This is a genomic window from Photobacterium salinisoli, from assembly GCF_003614885.1.
In the GTDB taxonomy this organism is placed as follows: domain Bacteria; phylum Pseudomonadota; class Gammaproteobacteria; order Enterobacterales; family Vibrionaceae; genus Photobacterium; species Photobacterium salinisoli.
This window is the reverse complement of record NZ_QZMS01000011.1, coordinates 781,637-801,516: the sequence shown is the minus strand read 5'-3', so window position 1 is coordinate 801,516 and position 19,880 is coordinate 781,637. Positions and strand designations below refer to the sequence as shown.

Here is a 19,880-nt window from a genome sequence, read left to right as displayed (position 1 = left end):
TCCCTGACGTTGCAATCAACTGAACGTTGAAATATATAACTTTTCCACTTTCGCTCTCGCCCAGTCCGTTTTGCGTAAAAACTTCAGTGACGATTTAATGGAAGGGTCATTTTTAAAACAGTTAATATCGATTTCGCACGCCAGAATCGTCCACCCATAATGATCAACCAATTGGGTTAAGATTTTTTCCAGGGTAAGGCCGTGCAGGGGGTTATTCGGTTGTTCGCGGGTCATAAGCTTTTCTTCGATGGCAGTGTGGTAACGGGGATGAGTATACAGAATATTTCGCCATCAGGCATGGCGACAATGCCTCAGCGCCAAAGTATTACTTTCACTCTGGTCAGTAAGCTGAGAGAATGCCGCTGTCATTTCAAATAAAACGACCCATCATGAAACTTTTAGTTCGTAACCTGTCTCGTTCAACCACTGAACAAGACATCCGTAAATTGTTTTCTGAACACGGCAAAGTCACAGAGTGCACTTTGGTATTAGATCAGGAAACCGGCCATTCCAAAGGCTTCGCTTTCGTCGAAATGCCGGATCAGGACCAAGCCAAAGCAGCAATAGCCAGCCTGAACCAGACACTGCTTGCCAAGAGCAAAATCCGGGTGAAAAAAGCTGACTAAATCAGTTATCCGACAGCCAGAAAAAGGCACATTATTCTGGCTGTTTCCTCTCTGTTTACCGGCAATGAAAATCAGCGCTTAACATCGCATACAAATATTCATCTCCCCAAGCTCCTTCAAATCAAGATGCTGTTTGCATCCTCACAACAAGTGCCATTCAGCCCCACAACAGATAGCCCTTAAATGACTGTCATCTTTGCATATATTTCTGATCAGACTGCAAATTATTCCCTGATACCCCTATTATTTCTCAGTGTTTATAAGCACCAATTGAGACTAGACTGAGTTGAACTCCAAAAACGAAAGGAAAATACCATGATTCAACAAGGCCAGACTCTGCCAGCCGCTACCCTGGGTGAGCTCACCAAAGACGGCATGGTTAACCATGACGTTACAGAACTGTTTGCAGGCAAGAAAGTGGTGTTGTTTGCGGTTCCCGGCGCCTTCACGCCAACTTGCTCGGAATCTCACCTGCCAGGTTATGTGGTGCTGGCAGATCAACTGAAAGCCAAAGGCGTGGATATCATTGCTTGTGTGTCAGTCAACGATGCCTTCGTGATGCAAGCCTGGGGAGAAGCACAAAATGCCTCAGAAATTATGATGCTGGCAGACGGTGACGGCAGCTTCACCAAAGCGCTGGGTCTGGAGATGGACACCGCGAAATTTGGCGGCCTGCGCTCACAACGCTATGCGATGATCATCGACAACGGTGTGGTCACACAGCTGAACGTAGAAGCACCGAAAGAATTTGAAGTCAGCAAGGCAGAAACCATTCTGGCAAGCCTGTAATTTCAGATCAAACACATCGGAAGCGAACGCTTCCGTTGTGTTTGTCATTACTTTATCTCTGTCATCGAAAAGTGGTGGCTGGCAATGTGAAACCCTTCGCGCAGATAGAACTTATGCGCCGCAAAGCGCTGCACGCCAGAATCCAGATGCAGTTGCTTACACCCCTGCTCCTTTGCGTACGTTTTCAGCCAGTCAATCAAACATTCTCCGACGCCCTTGCTGCGATGTTGCTCAGCCGTCACCAGATCATCAATATAAATGGCTTTGCCCCAGGCCAGCTTATCTGACACCACAAACCCTGCCACCCCCATCACCTGATCGCCCGACTTCACATAAACCACCTGATAGCCCTGCGCCATCTGCCTGGTGATCTGCGCCAGCAACGCGGCTCTGTCGTACTGCGGTCTTAACTGGAGCAACACCTCCAGCACTAAGGTGACGTCCTGGTGCTCTTCCACACCGTGACGGTCTGACCAACTGTCTTCTAAAAAATGTACTTTCATCGGAGATCCAACTTCCTGTTTCGATATTGAACTGGTTTGCTGTTTATAGCGTTTTCAATCACATCTGCACAATGCTTTTATCGATAGATAAAGAATCATCGTATTTGCTGTGTGAACAAGAAATCAAACATGGCGCTGGTTAATTCTTTGCCTGCGCCCCGCCACCAATCCAGACTTTGATATCATCCAGAACACGTTCAACCTGACTCTGACCCTGCGCATCATTGAAAGCATGATCAAGGCCGGCATAGGTACGGGGCTGAATATGAGGGGCGGTTTTCTTCAGCGCCCTGACCATAGATTCGAAAGCGTGCGGATCCACATTGGTATCCTCTTCCGACTGAATCAAAAGAACAGGAACATCAATCGTTTGCAGTATCTGCTGCTGATCAGCCGTAAGCATCGCTTTCCACCATTTGAAACCGTGCCCACTGACAGCCGTGTCCATCTCGTTACTTTGCAGCACAGCTTCAGCAAACTGCCTGAACCCTTGTTCTGCTTCACTGAATGCCTGCGGTGACATCTGAGATTGCATGTTGTAGAGCACATCATCGATGAAAAAACGCCCACCGCCATTTAACGCCACCACACCTGCCACTTTATCACTCTTCGCAGCCAGCAGATTCGCCACCAAAGCCCCTTCACTGCCCCCCAGCAAGACAATCTGGCTATAACGATTATCCTGATCCAGTTTATCCAGCACCGTCAGGTAATCAGCCACACGCTGTGACGGAGAATCCTGTTTCAGATAGGCATCGGGACAGTCCGCTCGCTGCGGATCGGTATTCCAGCTCAGCCCGTTATCAATCCCGTATTTTTCTACGGTCAGAATGTCAGCATCGTCCATAACCCGGCTAAAATTGCCATTGATATTGTTATTATGAAAAACACTGTTGCAGTCCGAGCCCTGAATCAGCACCAGCAAACGGTCGCTGCCACGCCCGCTCAGGTAATAGGTAATGTCTGAACCATCACTCCGTCTGAGCTCTTCCGTTACCCTTGATAAAACCGGCGAAGGCACCACTGAACAGACAGCGGTCACCACAAACAATAAGGGCTTTAACATCCGTTTATCTCCTGTAATCCAATCCTCTTCTTTGATAGCGCTGTTGGCATCTTGTTCCCGACAAAATGAAACTAAGTGCACATAATTTTGCATTATTCCGTCAAATCAAGTCATGCCATGATCCCTAAGAGAGGCAACTGAAAAACATCGCTGTCCCGTTTATACCTGTACCGCAACACAATGATGTCAGATAAAGATGGCAGGAATGATCATGGATTTGGTAATCTTATCCGGCAAGTGCTCTTTCTGAGCCGTTCATACAAATGATTATTCGATAAAACAGCCACTTAAATAATGAAAAATATCGAAACGAAATGGTTACAGGATTTTCTGACACTGGCCGAGCTGCGTAACTTTTCCCATGCTGCCGCTGTGCGCAATGTGACGCAGCCGGCTTTCAGCCGCCGGATTAAATCCCTTGAGGCCGAACTGGGGCTGAATTTAATCGATCGCAGCAAAACTCCCATCGAACTGACGCTGAAAGGCAAGCAGTTTAAAACAACCGCGCTGTCGATTCTTCAGCAGTTGGATGACGAAGTGAACCGGCTGGCTGGCAGCTCATTTCTGGGCCGTCATACCGTGCGGATCAGCTCCTCACATTCCATGGCAATCAGTGTGCTGCCTAAGCTGCATGCCTGTTTGTTTAACCCGACCTTAAACACCCAGCTTTCTGTGGTAGCCAATGAAGTGGATGACGCGGTAAAACAGCTGATCGACGGTAAATGTGATTTTCTGTTTTCCTTTTATGAGGACAGTTTGCAGATGGCGCCTTACCGTTCTGTCTATCTGGGGCGCTCTTATCTCTATTGCGTGTCGGCAGTCGATGAGCACGGTAAACCACTCTTTGATCCCGCTGACAATGACGCCGTGCCTTCACTGGACTATACCCCGGAAAGTTACATGGGCCGGGCGCTGCAACGTGCCAACCGGCGGTTAACGCAAAATACTGTCTGTACCTCATCAATGACAGATTTTATCAAAGCACTGGTGATGCAAGGCAAAGGCATCAGCTGGTTACCGGATTATGCCATTAAAGATGAGCTGGCCGCCGGGCGTTTACAGATACTCACCGCGCGGGAACCCGTGCCGCTGGATCTGTACATTTACCGTTATCACTCCCGGCTTCACCCCACCTGCGAAGCCATCTGGAGTGCACTGAGTAAAATCAGCCCGATTGATGGCCTGATGAGCAGGGACTGACAATCCCTGCCCCCAGAAATAAAAAAACCTCCCTTGCAAACAAGGGAGGAAAAGGATGTAGGGTTTCAAGACCTTTTATTGATTGTTCTTCAGATTCTTTTCGTTATGGCATTCTTTTAGCTGTACAGTTTGGCTTTGTAGGTCGGGCGCATCAGGTTCTGAGCAGAGAAAATATCGTTCAGCTCTTCTTCGCTTAGCAGGCCACGCTCCATCGCAACTTCTTTCACGCTACGACCGGTTTCAGCACAAATCTTACCGACGATATCGCCTTCGTGGTGGCCGATATACGGATTGAGGTAAGTCACGATACCGATAGAGTTAAAGACGTAGTCTTCACAGATCTGGCGGTTCACTTTGATACCCGAGATACATTTGTCTGCCAGGTTAATACAGGCATTGCTCAGCAGTTCAATCGACTCGAAAATAGCCTGGCCAATCACCGGTTCCATCACGTTCAGCTGCAACTGTCCGGCTTCTGCCGCAAAAGTCACAGTCGTGTCGTTGCCGATCACTTTAAAGCACACCTGATTCACCACTTCCGGAATTACAGGGTTTACTTTGGCTGGCATGATGGAAGAGCCCGCCTGCATTTCCGGTAAATTGATTTCATTAAGACCCGCACGCGGACCTGATGACAACAAACGCAAATCGTTACAGACCTTCGACATCTTCACCGCCAGTCGCTTCAGTGCGCCGTGTACGGTCACATAGGCGCCACAGTCAGAGGTCGCTTCAATCAGATCTTCTGCCGGTACACAGTCCAGACCTGTTGCTTCTGCCAGATATTTCACCGCCAGTTCCTGATAACCGGCCGGGGCATTCAGGCCGGTACCAATCGCGGTGGCACCCAGATTCACTTCCAACAGCAAGGCCGCGGAATATTTCAGGTTTTTGATTTCTTCTTTCAGCAAGATACTGAAAGCGTGGAATTCTTGTCCTACTGTCATAGGCACGGCGTCCTGCAACTGGGTACGGCCCATCTTCAGCACATCACTGAATTCTTCGCTTTTGGCATCGAACGCCGCCTGCAGGTGCTCAATCGATCCCACCAGCTTGATAATGCTGTTGTACACCGCCACACGGAAACCAGTCGGATAAGCACAGTTGGTCGACTGGCTCTTGTTCACATGATCGTTAGGGTTAATGATGTGATACTCGCCTTTGGCATGGCCTTTCAGCTCCAGCGCAATGTTGGCGATCACTTCATTGGTGTTCATGTTAACCGACGTACCGGCACCGCCCTGATACACGTCTGAAATGAACTGATCCATGCATTTACCTGTCTCCAGAATCAGATCGCAGGCTTGAATGATGTACTTGCCCACTTCCGACGGAATGCTGCCCAGCTCCATATTGGCACGTGCAGCCGCTTTCTTGGTAAAGACCATGCCGCGAACAAACTCTGGCACGTCGGAAATACGCATTGAAGAAATATTGAAGTTCTCATAAGCGCGAAGAGAATGAATGCCGTAATAAGCAGAAGCGGGAATTTCACGCTGGCCTAACAGATCTTCTTCAATACGTACTTGCTGGACAGTATCAAGCATAGCGGTCACCTTAAACTCATGGGTAGGAAAGAGATACCACTTCGCCGCTTATACGAGCCATCTTCAGCTTCTTATGGCGGCTAAGTGATTCATACAATCGTCGTTTTGAGTCACAAAGGGAAATGCATAAAAGTAAGCCACAATGCAATTAATGCATAGCTGAATAGATTGCAAAAAAAGGCTATTTATTCTTATAAGCGCCGAATGCGTAATTACCGGCACTTTATGCATTACAGATGCATGAAACTAACAAACGCGTGTATAAGCAGCGTGTTAGCCTGTACTGTGACGAGATCACGCAAACTGCAGGAATATGATCCTGGTCTGAATATTGGGTTTTACCCGTCACACCGAAAATACATCGCCTACCCCGTGTAATTAACAAACTCTTGCGCGTTATTCATCAGTTTCTGTCCACAAAACCTGTTCGCCTGTATAAAAAAAGGCCAACCTTTGCGGCTGGCCTTTCAGGCTTTGCGAACTCAGTAACAATTAAGCGATGTCTTCGCTTGCCGTCAGCGACGTGTTATCCGCACTGCGGTTATAGACGTCAGTGTCCAGCTCGCCTTCGCTACGGCCAACCAGCACAGCAACCATCAGGTCACCACAGACATTCACAGTGGTACGCGCCATATCCAGAATACGGTCTATACCGGCAACAATAGCCAGACCTTCCATCGGCAGGCCAACTGTGGTCAGTACCAGCGACAGCATGATCAAGCCCGCTCCCGGTACACCAGCGGTACCAATGGAAGCCAGCGTTGCAGTCATCACGATGGCCACATAGTCGGCAAACTCCAGGTTAATGCCAAATGCCTGTGCCACAAACAGCGCCGCCACACCCTGATACAGCGCCGTGCCGTCCATGTTAATGGTCGCACCCAGCGGCAGAACAAAACTGGACACGCCTTTAGACACACCCAGCTCTTCACGGGCGCACTTAATGCTGGCAGGCAAAGTGCCTGAACTGCTGGTGGTGGTAAATGCCACTGCCGCCGGGGTCGCAATACCTTTGATATAAGGCATAGGGTTAAGACGGCCGAAGACTTTGATCACCGCCGGGTAAAACAGCAGCACGTGCAGCAGGCTGCCGATATAAGCCACCGCAATCACTTTAAACAGTGGCAGCAGGATCTCCAGACCGTATTTACCGGCCACCCAGGCCATCAGACCGAAGATACCGTAAGGGGCCAGCTTCATCACCAGCTCCGTCAGCTTGTACATGGCCTCAGCCAGACTTTCGAAGACCTGAACCGCCGGTTTTCCTTTCTCGCCACACAGGTTCAGCGCCACACCCAGACCCAGTGCGAATACGATGATTTGCAGAATGTTACCGGTTGCCAGTGCACTGATAGGGTTGTTCGGAATTAAACTGAGCAGTGTCTGAACCAGAGTCGGCGCTTCTTTCGCTTCGGCCGCTGCGGCTGTAGCCGTCATCTCCAGACCAGCACCCGGTGCCAGAATACTGGACAAGCCAAGACCGATACTGATGGCCACGGCGGTAGTCGAAAGGTAAATCACAATGGCTTTGGCGCCAATGCGTCCCATCTTGCGGGTATCTTGCATGGAGGTAACGCCGACCACCAAAGAGCAGAACACCAGAGGCACGATGAGCATTTTAATGGCATTGATAAACAAAGTGCCGATAGGCTTGAGGATTTCTGCGTCCGGGCCGAGCAGACTGCCCGCGATGACCCCTAGAATCATACCGACCAGAATTTTCTTCCATAAGGCGAGTCCGCCCCACATACCCTTCGGGGTAGGCTTCTCGTGAGCTTGTTCCATGTTATTTCCTTATCCAATTGACAGAAGTCGGGTAAATCCCCGTTTCTGCTTAGCTGTCATTGTTTACACGTCAGTATGGGCCGAACCCATACATACAGGAGCAGGATTAATGCAAGCATGATGCCAAACAATAAGATTAATGTATGTTATTGTTTTAAAAATGAAAATTATTGAGGTAAGGATAAAAACATTCTGGAAGGGGTATAACCAAAAGAATAGGCGCGAGTGGCAAAACTGCACCTTTCTTTTATAAAACATAATGTTATTGACTATTTACAAAGTTATAACCTTTACTTTGGTTATAGGGGTTCAGCCAGCTCAACGCTGTAAACCTGATACAGTGATTATGCCGACTGCGTTTTTTTCAGTCGCTTGCTGAGCGCTGGTTGAGAAATACCCAGAAACTTCGCCGCCAGTGACTGATTACCCTCCGCCCGGCGCATGGCTTCCTGAATCAGTAAATCCCCCATTTCCTGCAGGGTCGGCAGGGACTGATCCGGGTCGAACATAGCCAGGCTATTTCCTGCGCTCATCTCACTGATGTCATTGTCCTGATCCAGCACCCGGCGAAACACCTCCATGGATAGCATGCGCGAGCGGTGTTGACTCATGGCATCATACGCCAGAGCCCTCAGCTCGCGAATATTGCCGGGAAACGCATAGTTTGCCAGCAGCACCGGCAGCTCTTTCGGGATAGTCGGCTTGGTTTTGCCCAGCTCATCGGCCGCTTCCTGTAAAAAGTGCTCCAGCAGCAAAGGAATATCCTGACGACGCTGGCGCAGAGGCGGAATGTCCACCTGGTGGGTTTTCAACCGGTAATATAGGTCTTTGCGGAACTCACCGCTTTGTTGCTTTTGCACCAGGTTCTGATGCGTGGCCACCACAATCCGCGCGTTCAGACGTTTCGGCCTGTCACTGCCGAGAGGATAGTATTCCCCTTCCTGAATCAGGCGCAGCAGTTTGACCTGTGAGGCCTGACTCAAATCACCGATTTCATCGAGAAAAAGGGTACCGCCGGCCGCTTGCTCTATCAGACCGGCACGGGGTGTATCGGCGCCGGTAAATGCGCCGCGATGGTGGCCAAACAAAGTATCGGCAAACACATTGTCGTCCAGTCCGGCGACATTCACGCTGATCAGCGGTCCGGCACGCTCACTCAGGGTATGCAGCGCGCGGGCGATCAACTCTTTGCCGACACCGCTCTCACCGCACACCATCACAGGCTGGCTGCTCGGCGCCACCGATTCAAGATACTGGAACACAGAACGCATGCCTTTATCCCGGGTAATAATATCGCCAAAGGCTTCCGGTCGCTCCAGCGTGTCGGTCAGAAACCGGCGTCGCAGTGCATTGTGTTCCTCGCGCATTTCCTGCAGCAAAATGGCCCGTTTCACGCCTTCGATCAGCCGGTTTTCCTCTGTGGTTTTCACGAAGTAATCATAGGCACCGAGCCGGATACAGTTGACCGCGGTTTCCACCTGATTCAGCCCGCTGATAATAATGACGCCGACCTCAGGAAATTCTGTCTTTATCTGCTGCAGCAACGCTTCGCCGGACAGGTGCGGCATGGTCAGGTCCAGCAGCACCAGGCCGATATTTTCCTGCTCGATAATGGCCATGGCATCGCGGCTGTCCTGACACTGGACAATATGGTTGATGCCGCCCCGCCGCTCCAGCACGATACTCAGGCTGCGCAAAAAGGCCGGTTCATCATCCACCAGCAATACGCCGAATGCAGGATAGCGATTTGTATTCATTAAACAGTTGTCCCTTTCAAGGCCGGCAGAGAAAGTGTCACGCAGGTACCTTGTTGTAGTCTAGAGTCATATTTCAAGGTGCCGCCATGTTCACTCACTATGCTGAATGAGATAGACAGCCCCAATCCCGTCCCGCCCTGCTCACGTTTGGTAGTAAAGAAAGGATCACTCAGATGCGGAAGGTGCTCTGGGTCTATGCCCTGCCCCTGATCGCAGATTTTGAGGATAAGCAGATTATCCGCCGGATTAAAATCTGTCGTCACCCTGATGCCTTGCGTTTGCGAGGTCAGTGCCTGGCAGGCGTTGATGATCAAATTGATAATGACTTGCTCAATTCGCTGGCCGTTGCCTTCAAAACTCGGCAGCTGATCGCCGTAGTCAACCGTAAAGTGATGGGTCGATGCCGATAACGTGCTGTCAACCAAGCGGATGGCCGCCGCCGTGACCTGATTGAGGTCAACCACTTCATTCAGCGCACTGGGTTCCTGACGGGCAAAGTCCCTCAGGTCATCGACAATCCGGCGGATCCGCTGAGTCCCCGCCTGCATATCGTCCAGCATAGAGGGAATTTCGTCCCGCATCCGGCTGTAGGCCAGTCCGCCTAAGGTGAAATCGCCATACTGCTGGTAATGAGCGTCCAGAATGTCTTCCGCGTCCTGATACGCCTCTTTGAGAATGGGTAAATTCAGCAGCAACAGACTACTGGGATTATTGATTTCATGGGCCATGCCAGACACCAGAATACCCAGCGAGGTCATTTTATCCGCCTGAATCAGTTGCTGTTGCTGGAGTTGCTGCGCTTTTGTCCGCCGCGCCACTTCCCGGCTCAGTGCCCGATTCCAGATCATGATCCCCCCCAACACCAGCAACAGAAGGGCAGAAACGGTGGCCGCCGCCATGCCCAGTTTCTTCCAGCTGATCCCCGGCGTTTCCAGCGGGCCAAGCCATTTGTCGTATATCGCTTGCTGGCGGCCGGTATTTTTCAAAATAGCCAGCCCTTCACTGAACTGGGCCAGTAAGTCTTCATGGCCTTTTCGCACCGCATAACCGTAATGCTGGGCACCAAAAGGTTTTCCTGCCGGAATGATATTCGACAACTCCAGTGCCTTGCCGGTATACAAGCCCGGCAGGTTAGCCACCAGCGCGTAATCATGCTGACCGGAGGCCAGCATGCGCAACCCATCGGCATGAGAGTCCACCAGCACCAGGTTTGCCCCCGGCTGCTGGTTGCTCAGATAATCGTGCATCGCCCCGCTGCGCTGAACAATCACAGATTTACCCGCCAGATCGTCAAGACTGGCCACGAAAGGGGCGCCCTTTCGGGCAAACACCGACTGATGCACGATGGCATGGGGCGGCGAAAAACTGTATCTCGCCTGCCGGGCGCTGGACTGAATCATACCCTGCACGATATCAATCTCGCCTTGATCAAACTGACGGCGGATATCATCCCATGCCCCCATTCTGATCTCGATATGGATGCCCATCAGTTCGGCAATCGCTCGGGTCAGCTCGGTGTTGTAGCCATCCGGCTCACCGTCTTCATTGATGAATTCATAAGGCGGGTAGTTATGATCAGCGCCAACAATAATGACATGGCTGTCTCGGGCGGCCATCGCACTAAAGGTGCAGAAGAAAGACAGCCCGACAACAAGCCAGCGCATCCAGGCACCATATAAGTCACGACAACCTGTCAGCTTCCGGATCATGCACTCTTCCTTCATCAGCCTTGCCTTTCACGTAACGTCACCTTTCACCTAACGTCCCAATGAAAGCAATTTAGCAACATCAGGCAGAACGTGATATTCCGCCCAACAAACGAAGGGGCTATTTTATAGATTTGCCAACAATAGCCAAGGAAAGAAAGTGGCGCCCTGACAGAAGTGTCTCCCTGGTAGCACAGTGCCTGATAACCCGCCACCGGTGAGATCCTCCACTCGCGATACTTTCGAGTGATTTCAAATTCCCCACAAAAACAAAAGAAACCAGATGCATATGAATCAATCCAATCTATAACTGAAAGACACCATACAAACAACAAGAGGCTAGTTCAGTTATGATTCATAAATCTCCCAAGGTCAGTCATATCACGCCAAAGCACGGCCGTGCGGTCAACCCACCTTCACGCGGTGTCATTGCAGTAGAACAAGGCTGGTGGGGCCTTCAGGAATGGCATATCAACGAACTGGAAGGCGGCAAGAATTTCCCCGATCTCACCGCCGGCCCTGCCCGGTATGAACCCACCGATTCACCCAGCGATCATCCACCCGCAGATGGCTTAATTTGCAGTGGTGGCCGTCTGGATGAGCGTCAGAGACTCAACCTTACCGACAGAGAGCTGATCGCAGAAGGTAAACCCGTCTGGCCCAGGATTCCTGTCCCCTCCAATAAAATTGTCGACATTGAGTGGGTGTATACCATGGCCCATAAAACCCGCGGGTATGTGGCATTTATCACCAAAGATGGCTGGAATCCGGACTACACGATTACCCGTGCTCAGCTAGAAGCCAGACCCTTTTATGAAAATATCTATCCGGAAGCTCCGTACTGGGACCATGAACTCCCGGCAAAAACCCATCATCAAATGGTACTGCCTGACAATAAAAAGGGTCATCACGTCGTCGTTTTGCTCTGGTTGGTTGCCGATACCGGCAATGCGTTTTATCAGACCTTTGATTTCGACTTCGGGGTTTAACTGTCAGTCATGGCCGTTTCTAATCGTTAAAGCGCTGTGGTAAACGTGCAATCACGAGGCGGGAACATGTTTCCCGCCTTGCGTCGTGGCTGAAGTTTCTGGTGAAGCGGAGGTATGTCGCGCTTGAGTTCGGTGGTTCACTTAGCCTTGTTTGAAGCGCGCCAGTTACTCTTTGCTGGCACAAACAGTAACCAGAAATGCCTTTTTGTTCTTTGCCGCTGTCCGGGGCGGTTGTAGGCGCTCCCGGCGCCAACAACCTAAAAATTCGTCCTGAATTTTTCCCTGTGGGAGTGCCATCAATGCACATTTTCAATCCGTTATTCCCGCGACAGGCGGGAATCCATGCAGCGAGTTCGTTTTTTGTGGCTGAGTGAGTATGTCGCGCTTGAGTTCAGTGGTTCACTTGGCCTTGTTTGAAGCGCGCCAGTTACTCTTTGCTGGCACAAACAGTAACCAAAAATGCCTTTTTGTTCTTTGCCGCTGTCCGGGCCGGTTGTAGGCGCTCCCGGCGCCGACAACCTAAAAATTCGTCCTGAATTTTTCCCTGTGGGAGTACCATCAATATACATTTTCAACCCGTCATTCCCGCGCAGACGGGAATCCATGCAGCGAGTTCGTTTTTTGTGGCTGGGTGAGTATGTCGCGCTTAAGTTCGGTGGCTTACTTGGCATTCATTGATGCGCGCCAGACACTCTTTTTGGGGATAAAGAGTGCCCAGAAAGCCCTTGTTGTTCTTTGGCACTGTCCGGGCCGGTTGTAGACGCTCCCAGCGCCGACAACCTAAAAATTCGTCCTGTATTTTTCCCTGTGGGAATGCCATCAATGTTCATTTTCAGCCCGTCATTTCCGCGACAGGCGGGAATCCATGCAGCGAGTTCGTTTTTTGTGGCTGGTAAGTATGTCGCGCTTGAGTTCGGTGGTTCACTTGACCTTGTTTGAAGCGCGCCAGTTACTCTTTGCTGGCACAAACAGTAACCAGAAATGCCTTTTTGTTCTTTGCCGCTGTCCGGGCCGGTTGTAGGCGCTCCCGGCGCCGAAAACCTAAAAATTTGTCCTGAATTTTTCCCTTTGGGAGTGCCATCAATATACATTTTCAACCCGTCATTCCCGCGCAGGCGGAAATCCATGCAGCGAGTACGATTCTATGGCTTCTTTATACTGGGTAAGTGACCGATGTCGCTTTTCTCCCAGGCGTATGAGTCGCTGATTTTTGGGGTAAGTCATGAAATGGAAAAAAGCAAATAATATCAATTGGGTAGCATCAGACAATTGAGTAAGATATACGACAGAGTTATGCGACATGGTGTCGTTGAATAAAATGTTAAACGTAAAGGAAATATCGTGGAAAACTTAACCATTGTAGATGTGATATCGCTCATAGCTAGTTTGGCTTCATTGATCTTGGCTGTTGTTGCAATTCAAGCAGCGAAAAGCTCAGAGCGAGAGGTAAGAAATAACTTCGAAAAGACACAGAATATGATGGTCGAATATGAGTCAAGAATGAAAGATGTCCTTTCAGAAATAGACAAGAAATCGGCAGTAATAGAGAGAACAGTCTCCGAATCGCAGCGCGAGCTCATGTCTACCATGACCAATATTATCAATGAAACGGTAATCCCTAAGAAACGAGATATGGGCGAAGAGCTGGGCATCCAGTTCTTACAAAGCATGATGTCAAATCCCCAGCAAGCTGGCTCCATGATTGAAGGTCTGGCTCCGCTTATAGATCTAATGGAAAAGCACAAAGGTTAGGGGATTACGTTTAACAAGCGCATGATGTCGGACTGGTTTTCCGCTGCGCTTCAAACCAGCCTCAAATGCGGGCGTTAGCACCCACAGGAGGACAATTTGAGAGTTAATAAATATGGACTAACCGACACAATTGCTTCTCCAGTAAAAAGAGAAGTGCGCCAGCGTTGCGGTTTCGGTTGCGTCAACTGTGGTAATGCAGTTTATCAATATGAGCATTTAGAGCCTACTTTCGCTGAAGCGAAGGAACACAACCCGGATCACATAGTTTTATTGTGTGGTGGTTGTCATGATAGGGTCTCAAGAAAAATTTTATCAAAAGAAACAATAGAAGTTCGTTCGCAAAACCCAATCTGTAAGCAAAAGGGATTCTCATTCGGTCCATTTGATTTAGGGTTAGTTGAGCCAACAGTGAAAATCGGCACTTTAACCTGTAAAAATGTTGAGTCACTTATTCAAATAGATGGCGAGTCAATTTTTTCTATCAAAAAGCCAGAGTGTGAAGGTGCACCATTCCGTATCAATGCCTACCTCGCGGATCGCGATGGTGCTGAGGTTTTAAAAATAACAGATAACGAGTGGGTTACTTCAACATCCAATTGGGATGTTGAAGTTGTAGGATCCAAAATAACAATTAGAAAAGGTCTTGGTGACATTACCTTAGTTTTACGCACTGAGGCTCCGCATAGTTTAATTGTTGAACGCCTAGAGATGGTTCATCGCGGTGTTAAAATTAGCTGTCGTGAAAACAGTAACCTAGAAGTCGTTACAAGAAGTGGCCAAGTCTTGAAGTCTGCGTCAATGAATATCACAGGCTGTAAAGTTGGCTTTGATATATCAAACAACTCCTTAGCTATAGGTGTTGGTGGTGGTAGTATTTACATTGGTAATATGACTATCGGGCAGCAGCCCACTTTTCCTATCCCACTTCCCTCAAACCCTAAAGTAATATCAAGGAAAGTCGGTAGGAATGAACCTTGCCCATGCCAAAGTGGGAAAAAATACAAAAAGTGTTGTGGTAGTGTTTGCTAACAAACAACTATGGCGTCAATCCTTAAATTAACGCCGTTTTTCTTCCCCTCGGAACCACCCCGAGGTATCGCATTGAGGATGACAGCCATTTCCTGATGCATGCAATAATGGCTACTTTTTCGGTTTTCCTTTAGCCAGAAGTCGTTGATCGTGGCCACTGGTAGCTACAGGATCAGATTTACCAAGTGTGGCGAAACCTAATGAAAGAGGTGTCCATGTCATTCGTTGGCACACACAGCCAGTAAGTTATAGGTCGCATCCTGTTACGGTATTTTTGTTCATTGCGTCTAAGCCTTAGTTTAGTATCGACATCCCTTTTTCACTCAGAGGCTTAAGATGAAAAAATCAGTAATCACATTAACTTTAATGCTCGCTTTAGTAGGTTGTGATGATGCGAGTAAAGCAATTGATGAGGCTCAAGCAGCAGCGAACAAAGCAGTCGATAGTCTGCAGCAGAAGGCAGATTCGCTCGATTTGAATCATCTCAATCTTGAAGTTTTTGGTGATGCGACACAAAAGGCTCAAGATTTCGCTCAGTCGATAGACACATTGATCAACACCGATTTCACTGACCATCAAGCGGTTGCAGCAGCAACCGATAAAATTTCTCACTCTTACAGTTGCTTAGTTGATGTTTCTTCCGAGGCGACAGCAGAAAATTTACTCGATAAAATCGTATCTTCAGTTAAGAACGATCAAGTATTGGCAATCATCGAAAAAGGTGTCGCGCAAGCTAAAACTGCGAAAGAGTGCATTATGTAACCACGTGTGTGCTAACAAACACCTCATGAGGGACTGTCAACGCGTAGCGTTTCCAGTCCCTTAGACGGGCGTAGGTATCAGGAGAACAGTTATTCCAATTGAATTGAAAGCTTTTATTAAGGTATTGATGATTCAAGTTTGTGCTCTTCCAGGAGCGTTATGTTTTTCAAACGCAATGAATTTTCGTGATTATTATATTCAGATAGCTTTATTAGTTCTGTTTGTCGTATCTTGCTACAGTATCATCACGATGCATCAAGCCCTTACGAAGGCGACAGTCAGCGCGGTAGGGAAAATCTTCTACTTACTGTTTAGCTATATGATTTCATTGGTTGCTCCTTTATTGGTTGGTTTTTTTATTGTTTATATACATGCTTGGTCAGTAGTGGGCTGGAGATAAACCTAACAATCGCTTAAAGACTGGTTCGCGAGGTGTGCTATTTTTACTGTGCGTTAGGTTTAGCGCGTAAGGTGGAGTGCAGCAGCTTTTGTATTGAGTTGCTCCCCCCTTAAAAGGGCATTATTTTGCTTATTTGAACAATGGAGAATGTGGATAAGTGATATTCCCAAACGCTTTAAAAGTTGGTGATAAAATTGGTTTTTTCTCACCGTCATCACCAGCAACGGCTTTTGCGCCAAATCGTTTCAAACGAGCAAAGTCTTATCTGGAATCTCAAGGCTTTGAGCTAGTAGAAGGCCACTTGACTGGTTGTTCCGATTCATATCGCTCAGGCTCAATTCTAGAACGCGCTGAAGAGCTCAACCGATTAATCCGTGATCCCAATGTACGTTGTATCATGTCTACAATTGGTGGTAGCAATAGTAATTCTCTGTTGCCATACATCGATTATGAAGCACTCAGAAACGATCCCAAGATTATTATCGGCTATTCTGATGTAACGGCTTTACTATTGGGTATATATGCTCGAACAGGACTAATAACATTTTATGGCCCAGCACTGGTCGCATCATTTGGTGAGTTTCCACCCTTAGTAGAAGAAACGCTTAAGTCCTTTCTGGAAATCTTGTGCTCGGAATCTGACTCATACCGTTACATTATGCCCTCGTCGTGGACGGACGTTAAACATGATTGGGAAACTCAAGATTCTCCAAAATCTACCTACACAAATGAATGGAAGTTCTTGGGTAACGGCCAGGTTAAAGGTCGCATAATTGGTGGAAATCTCAATACTATGGCAGGTATATGGGGTAGCCAGTATATGCCAGAAATAGAGTCAGGCGATATCCTCCTTATTGAAGATTCTCTGAAAGGTATAGAGACAGTCGAACGTTCTTTTGCCCATTTAATGGCTTGTGGTGTGTTTGAAAAGGTTGGAGCAATTGTATTAGGTAAACATGAACTGTTTAATGACAAAGGGACAGGTCGCACCCCACTGGACGTTTTGCTTGAAGTCTTAAACGGTAAAAATATCCCAATACTTTATGGTTTTGACAGTTGCCATACGCATCCAATGCTGGTTACACCACTGGGAGTACAGGCTGCAATTGATTTTGATAACCAAACTATCGGGCTTGAAAGCCAGTGGGTATCAGAAAAATAACAAAGCTTTTTTAAGAGTGATTCCCAATATCTGGCATTTTGAGTTCAGATTGGGGTTCGTTTTTACGCTGCAATGGATGTAGGTTTGATTTTAGCGTTGCTCACCCCATAACAGGGCTATACGGCCTCCCCTGTTGTCAACCACAGCATCTGGTAACGCAAGGTTTGGGGCTACCGTTCTACATTCAGTCTGTTCACTGGCTTTGATGCCATCACACTGATAACACTGCGCGGTTGCGGTTCTTCATTCGTCAGAAAGCATCGAAAGTGCACGCCGCATGATCAGGTGTTTCTCATGAAGATGCGCGCACTCAAGTGCTAGCACGCATTAAGAAATGAAAGTAGTTTGGTCTCCTTTAGTGCTTCAGAAGCTTGATGCAGCGGCGAGTTCATTTCTTTGGATAATCCATCTGCTGCGAGAATTGGGTAAATGACGTTTTCGACATAACGAAGTTACTAGGAAGTATGCCCGTTCAATCACGAGCAACAAACCACCGTAACCCACTCCCCCGGGGGAAAATTCAGGACGAATTTTCAGGTTGTCGGCGCCGGGAGCGCCTACAACCGACCCGGACAACACCAAAGAACAAAAGGCATTTCTGGTGACTCTAATGCCAGCAAAGAGTCACTGGCGCGCATCAAACAAAGCCAAGTGAACCACCGAACTCAAGCGCGACATACCTTCAGACTCAGACATCACAGCTCGTCGCCGCACTCACTGAAAGCGGTTATAAATCCAGCCTCAACCGCAGCATATCCTTATGCTGAATACCCTGTTCAAAAATTGGCTCATCATAATGATCAAGAAAGAAATCTCTGATGACACCCTCGACCCGAAATCCCAGCCGCTGGTAAAACGTCAGTTGATAACCGAACGTACCGGTCCCCAGTAAGACTGACTGAACACCCTGCTCTTTCAGCCGCGACAATAATGCGGATAACAACTGCGAGCCTATGCCCTGCTGCTGGAACGCCGGATAGACCGCAAGATTGAAAACTTCGTATGTATTTTCTGCGATCAATTTGGCAACACAGACTCCGATGATTTCACCTTGCGCAACTGATTCACCTAACTCACCGAGTTCACCATCAACCACAGCAGCCAGGCAATAGGCTTGGTGCAGATAACGCTGTATACAGGCTTCAGAAGGATCGGCTTCCAGCAGCAGTGACATAGGTATCTGTACTGCATCTAAATGCTGAATCTCAATCATGGCAACCTCAGTGTCATTATCAGCTCGTCTGCTGTCTGGTCAGTAACCTGAAAACCGGCTTGCTCATAACGCCGCTTTGCCGCCAGATTATGCGGATAAACATCCAGTTCAATTACGCGAGCCTGATACTTTTCGGCTGCCGTGTGTTTGGCAGCCTCGATCAGCGCCACACCGGCACCAGCGCCCTGACATCGGCTTTTCACATACATTTGCGTGATCAGCACCGCCCGGTTTTCCCGTTCGGACACACCGCATAAACCAATCAGTTCTTCCCCCTCAAACGCCCCCAGCATAGTGTGGTGCGGGCTTTGGCGGGCAATGTTGCGCTCAAAATGCATGGTTGGCTGCTGACGCTGCTCCTCATAGTTGGCACCAAAGCAGTCTGGATGTAACCGCAGACTTTCCAGGCGAATGTCGCGATATGCGGGGATATCAGCAGGGGTTAAAGCACGAATGATCACTTCCATCTCTCTATCTCTCAGACTTCCTTTTCACCTGCATGTTAACCACAAACTCATCCAGTTGTATATCCTGATGTCCCGCTTCGTTCCTGGAAGCCAGAATCTCCGGTAATCGGGCTGGTTCTGATGTTTTCATTGACCAACTGAAACGATTCAGCAATCATACTTTGCCAAAGGAATGTTTCTGTTTTGGGGAGATAGAATGAGCAAAATATGGGTGACCGGCGATGCAGTCGTCGACTTAATACCAGACGGCGACAACCGCTATCTGAAATGCCCGGGCGGGGCGCCGGCAAATGTTGCCGTGGCAATCGCCCGTCTTGGCGGCCAGGCCGCATTTTTCGGCCGGGTGGGACACGATCCTCTGGGCCGGTTTATGAAGCAGACTCTGGCCAGTGAGCAAGTCAATACCGACTACATGAAACTGGATGAGGCACACCGAACCTCAACCGTGATTGTCGATCTGGATGACAGCGGCGAGCGCAGTTTTACCTTTATGGTCAAACCAAGCGCAGATCAATTCATGCAACTCTCCGATATGCCTGAATTCTCAGCTGGTGAATGGCTTCATGTCTGTTCTATTGCGCTTGCCAATGAACCCAGCCGCAGCAGCACACTGGAAGCCATGCGTCGTATCAGACGCAGCGGCGGATTTGTCAGTTTTGATCCGAATTTGCGAGAAGAAGTCTGGTCCGATACTGACGCCATCATTCCCGTGGTCCGGCAGGCAATGGAACTGGCCGACGTCGTCAAGTTTTCCGATGACGAATTGCTGTTTCTGACACAGACAGAGAATCTTGAACAGGCTCTGGCCGCCATTCAGCCTTACCATCACCCTTTAGTGTTGATCACTCAGGGGGCAAAAGGCGCACTGGTGATTTTTGATAACACCCGCGAGCTGATCACCGGTCAGGCGGTCAGTCCTGTGGATACGACAGGCGCCGGGGATGCTTTTGTCGGTGGCCTGCTGGCAAAGCTGGCTCAGTCTCCGGCATGGGCAAACAGGGAAACCATCCGAGACGCTGTCAGGTGGGCAAACGGCTGTGGGGCACTGGCGACCACGCAAAAAGGCGCTATGACCGCTTTGCCAACCCGGCAGGCTTTACTTGCCTATATTGAATAAATAGTTAAAC

General features: G+C 48.9%; 19 protein-coding genes. 9 read left to right on the top strand and 10 right to left on the bottom strand.

The genetic code is table 11. The features are described 5' to 3' along the window. Positions 1–15: 15 nt before the first annotated feature. Entirely contained in the window at positions 16–234 is a 219-nt protein-coding gene (locus tag D6M16_RS14985; RefSeq protein ID WP_027250724.1) for a VF530 family protein, read from the bottom strand. A gap of 155 nt (positions 235–389) precedes the next feature. Between D6M16_RS14985 and D6M16_RS14980 the strand changes: the two genes are divergently transcribed. Together D6M16_RS14980 and D6M16_RS14975 are read left to right on the top strand one after the other, a co-directional pair. Beyond that, on the top strand, positions 390–626 hold the full coding sequence (locus D6M16_RS14980; protein WP_120513201.1) for an RNA recognition motif domain-containing protein: 237 nt from the start codon (positions 390–392) through the stop codon (positions 624–626). Between the two features lie 315 nt (positions 627–941). Then, complete coding sequence (locus tag D6M16_RS14975; RefSeq protein WP_027250722.1) at positions 942–1,415, top strand: peroxiredoxin; 474 nt, start codon at positions 942–944, stop codon at positions 1,413–1,415. A gap of 47 nt (positions 1,416–1,462) precedes the next feature. Here D6M16_RS14975 and D6M16_RS14970 read toward each other — a convergent pair whose 3' ends face one another. Continuing rightward, entirely contained in the window at positions 1,463–1,918 is a 456-nt protein-coding gene (locus D6M16_RS14970) for a GNAT family N-acetyltransferase (RefSeq protein WP_120512649.1), read from the bottom strand. 139 nt (positions 1,919–2,057) lie between these two features. Further along, complete coding sequence (locus D6M16_RS14965; RefSeq protein WP_162941054.1) at positions 2,058–2,984, bottom strand: alpha/beta hydrolase; 927 nt, start codon at positions 2,982–2,984, stop codon at positions 2,058–2,060. A gap of 294 nt (positions 2,985–3,278) precedes the next feature. Between D6M16_RS14965 and D6M16_RS14960 the strand changes: the two genes are divergently transcribed. Next, positions 3,279–4,184, top strand: coding sequence for a LysR substrate-binding domain-containing protein (locus tag D6M16_RS14960; RefSeq protein ID WP_120512647.1), 906 nt, complete (start codon positions 3,279–3,281; stop codon positions 4,182–4,184). A 116-nt stretch (positions 4,185–4,300) separates the two neighbouring features. Here D6M16_RS14960 and aspA read toward each other — a convergent pair whose 3' ends face one another. The 4 genes from aspA to D6M16_RS14940 form a co-directional block, all read right to left on the bottom strand. Then, on the bottom strand, positions 4,301–5,731 hold the full coding sequence (aspA, locus tag D6M16_RS14955; protein WP_120512646.1) for an aspartate ammonia-lyase: 1,431 nt from the start codon (positions 5,729–5,731) through the stop codon (positions 4,301–4,303). Between the two features lie 492 nt (positions 5,732–6,223). After that, a complete protein-coding gene (locus tag D6M16_RS14950) occupies positions 6,224–7,516 on the bottom strand; it encodes a dicarboxylate/amino acid:cation symporter (RefSeq protein ID WP_120512645.1) in 1,293 nt (430 codons plus the stop codon). A gap of 344 nt (positions 7,517–7,860) precedes the next feature. Then, the gene (locus D6M16_RS14945; RefSeq protein WP_120512644.1) at positions 7,861–9,273 is read right to left on the bottom strand and encodes a sigma-54-dependent transcriptional regulator; all 1,413 of its coding nucleotides are present in this window, start codon (positions 9,271–9,273) and stop codon (positions 7,861–7,863) included. Further along, a complete protein-coding gene (locus D6M16_RS14940; protein ID WP_205576903.1) occupies positions 9,273–10,982 on the bottom strand; it encodes a transporter substrate-binding domain-containing protein in 1,710 nt (569 codons plus the stop codon). The genes D6M16_RS14945 and D6M16_RS14940 overlap by 1 nt, the downstream gene beginning before the upstream one ends. 347 nt (positions 10,983–11,329) lie before the next feature. Between D6M16_RS14940 and D6M16_RS14935 the strand changes: the two genes are divergently transcribed. Beyond that, positions 11,330–11,968: a lytic polysaccharide monooxygenase auxiliary activity family 9 protein gene (locus D6M16_RS14935; RefSeq protein WP_120512643.1), complete on the top strand. Its 639-nt coding sequence runs from the start codon at positions 11,330–11,332 to the stop codon at positions 11,966–11,968. A 671-nt stretch (positions 11,969–12,639) separates the two neighbouring features. Here the strand turns inward: D6M16_RS14935 and D6M16_RS14930 are convergent. Continuing rightward, on the bottom strand, positions 12,640–13,065 hold the full coding sequence (locus D6M16_RS14930) for a hypothetical protein (RefSeq protein ID WP_162941053.1): 426 nt from the start codon (positions 13,063–13,065) through the stop codon (positions 12,640–12,642). A 244-nt stretch (positions 13,066–13,309) separates the two neighbouring features. On the opposite strand from D6M16_RS14930, the gene D6M16_RS14925 reads away from it, so the two are divergent. The 4 genes from D6M16_RS14925 (at position 13,310) to D6M16_RS14900 (ending at position 17,073) form a co-directional block, all read left to right on the top strand. Beyond that, positions 13,310–13,720 carry a hypothetical protein gene (locus D6M16_RS14925; protein ID WP_120512641.1) on the top strand — a complete coding sequence of 137 codons (411 nt, stop codon included), beginning with the start codon at positions 13,310–13,312 and terminating at the stop codon, positions 13,718–13,720. 96 nt (positions 13,721–13,816) lie between these two features. Then, the gene (locus D6M16_RS22545; RefSeq protein ID WP_240435631.1) at positions 13,817–14,749 is read left to right on the top strand and encodes an SEC-C metal-binding domain-containing protein; all 933 of its coding nucleotides are present in this window, start codon (positions 13,817–13,819) and stop codon (positions 14,747–14,749) included. A gap of 336 nt (positions 14,750–15,085) precedes the next feature. Continuing rightward, positions 15,086–15,511, top strand: a complete 426-nt coding sequence (locus D6M16_RS14915) for a hypothetical protein (protein ID WP_120512640.1) — start codon at positions 15,086–15,088, stop codon at positions 15,509–15,511. Positions 15,512–16,068: 557 nt separating this feature from the next. Continuing rightward, the gene (locus D6M16_RS14900) at positions 16,069–17,073 is read left to right on the top strand and encodes a S66 family peptidase (RefSeq protein WP_120512637.1); all 1,005 of its coding nucleotides are present in this window, start codon (positions 16,069–16,071) and stop codon (positions 17,071–17,073) included. 727 nt (positions 17,074–17,800) lie between these two features. Here D6M16_RS14900 and D6M16_RS14890 read toward each other — a convergent pair. Both D6M16_RS14890 and D6M16_RS14885 read right to left on the bottom strand, forming a co-directional pair. Then, positions 17,801–18,286 (bottom strand): GNAT family N-acetyltransferase, encoded by a 486-nt coding sequence (locus tag D6M16_RS14890; protein ID WP_120512636.1) that lies wholly within the window; start codon positions 18,284–18,286, stop codon positions 17,801–17,803. After that, positions 18,283–18,753, bottom strand: coding sequence for a GNAT family N-acetyltransferase (locus D6M16_RS14885; protein WP_120512635.1), 471 nt, complete (start codon positions 18,751–18,753; stop codon positions 18,283–18,285). Before D6M16_RS14885 ends, D6M16_RS14890 begins: the two co-directional genes overlap by 4 nt. A 196-nt stretch (positions 18,754–18,949) precedes the next feature. Here D6M16_RS14885 and D6M16_RS14880 point away from each other — a divergent pair, with 196 nt between their 5' ends. After that, positions 18,950–19,870 carry an aminoimidazole riboside kinase gene (locus tag D6M16_RS14880; protein ID WP_120512634.1) on the top strand — a complete coding sequence of 307 codons (921 nt, stop codon included), beginning with the start codon at positions 18,950–18,952 and terminating at the stop codon, positions 19,868–19,870. The last annotated feature ends 10 nt before the right edge of the window (positions 19,871–19,880 follow it).

Coding starts and splice junctions, on each gene's coding strand:
- D6M16_RS14985 (WP_027250724.1), bottom strand. CDS start 234: ATGACCCGCGAACAACCGAATAACCCCCTGCACGGCCTTACCCTGGAA.
- D6M16_RS14980 (WP_120513201.1), top strand. CDS start 390: ATGAAACTTTTAGTTCGTAACCTGTCTCGTTCAACCACTGAACAAGAC.
- D6M16_RS14975 (WP_027250722.1), top strand. CDS start 942: ATGATTCAACAAGGCCAGACTCTGCCAGCCGCTACCCTGGGTGAGCTC.
- D6M16_RS14970 (WP_120512649.1), bottom strand. CDS start 1,918: ATGAAAGTACATTTTTTAGAAGACAGTTGGTCAGACCGTCACGGTGTG.
- D6M16_RS14965 (WP_162941054.1), bottom strand. CDS start 2,984: ATGTTAAAGCCCTTATTGTTTGTGGTGACCGCTGTCTGTTCAGTGGTG.
- D6M16_RS14960 (WP_120512647.1), top strand. CDS start 3,279: ATGAAAAATATCGAAACGAAATGGTTACAGGATTTTCTGACACTGGCC.
- aspA (WP_120512646.1), bottom strand. CDS start 5,731: ATGCTTGATACTGTCCAGCAAGTACGTATTGAAGAAGATCTGTTAGGC.
- D6M16_RS14950 (WP_120512645.1), bottom strand. CDS start 7,516: ATGGAACAAGCTCACGAGAAGCCTACCCCGAAGGGTATGTGGGGCGGA.
- D6M16_RS14945 (WP_120512644.1), bottom strand. CDS start 9,273: ATGAATACAAATCGCTATCCTGCATTCGGCGTATTGCTGGTGGATGAT.
- D6M16_RS14940 (WP_205576903.1), bottom strand. CDS start 10,982: ATGATCCGGAAGCTGACAGGTTGTCGTGACTTATATGGTGCCTGGATG.
- D6M16_RS14935 (WP_120512643.1), top strand. CDS start 11,330: ATGATTCATAAATCTCCCAAGGTCAGTCATATCACGCCAAAGCACGGC.
- D6M16_RS14915 (WP_120512640.1), top strand. CDS start 15,086: ATGAAAAAATCAGTAATCACATTAACTTTAATGCTCGCTTTAGTAGGT.
- D6M16_RS14890 (WP_120512636.1), bottom strand. CDS start 18,286: ATGATTGAGATTCAGCATTTAGATGCAGTACAGATACCTATGTCACTG.
- D6M16_RS14885 (WP_120512635.1), bottom strand. CDS start 18,753: ATGGAAGTGATCATTCGTGCTTTAACCCCTGCTGATATCCCCGCATAT.
- D6M16_RS14880 (WP_120512634.1), top strand. CDS start 18,950: ATGAGCAAAATATGGGTGACCGGCGATGCAGTCGTCGACTTAATACCA.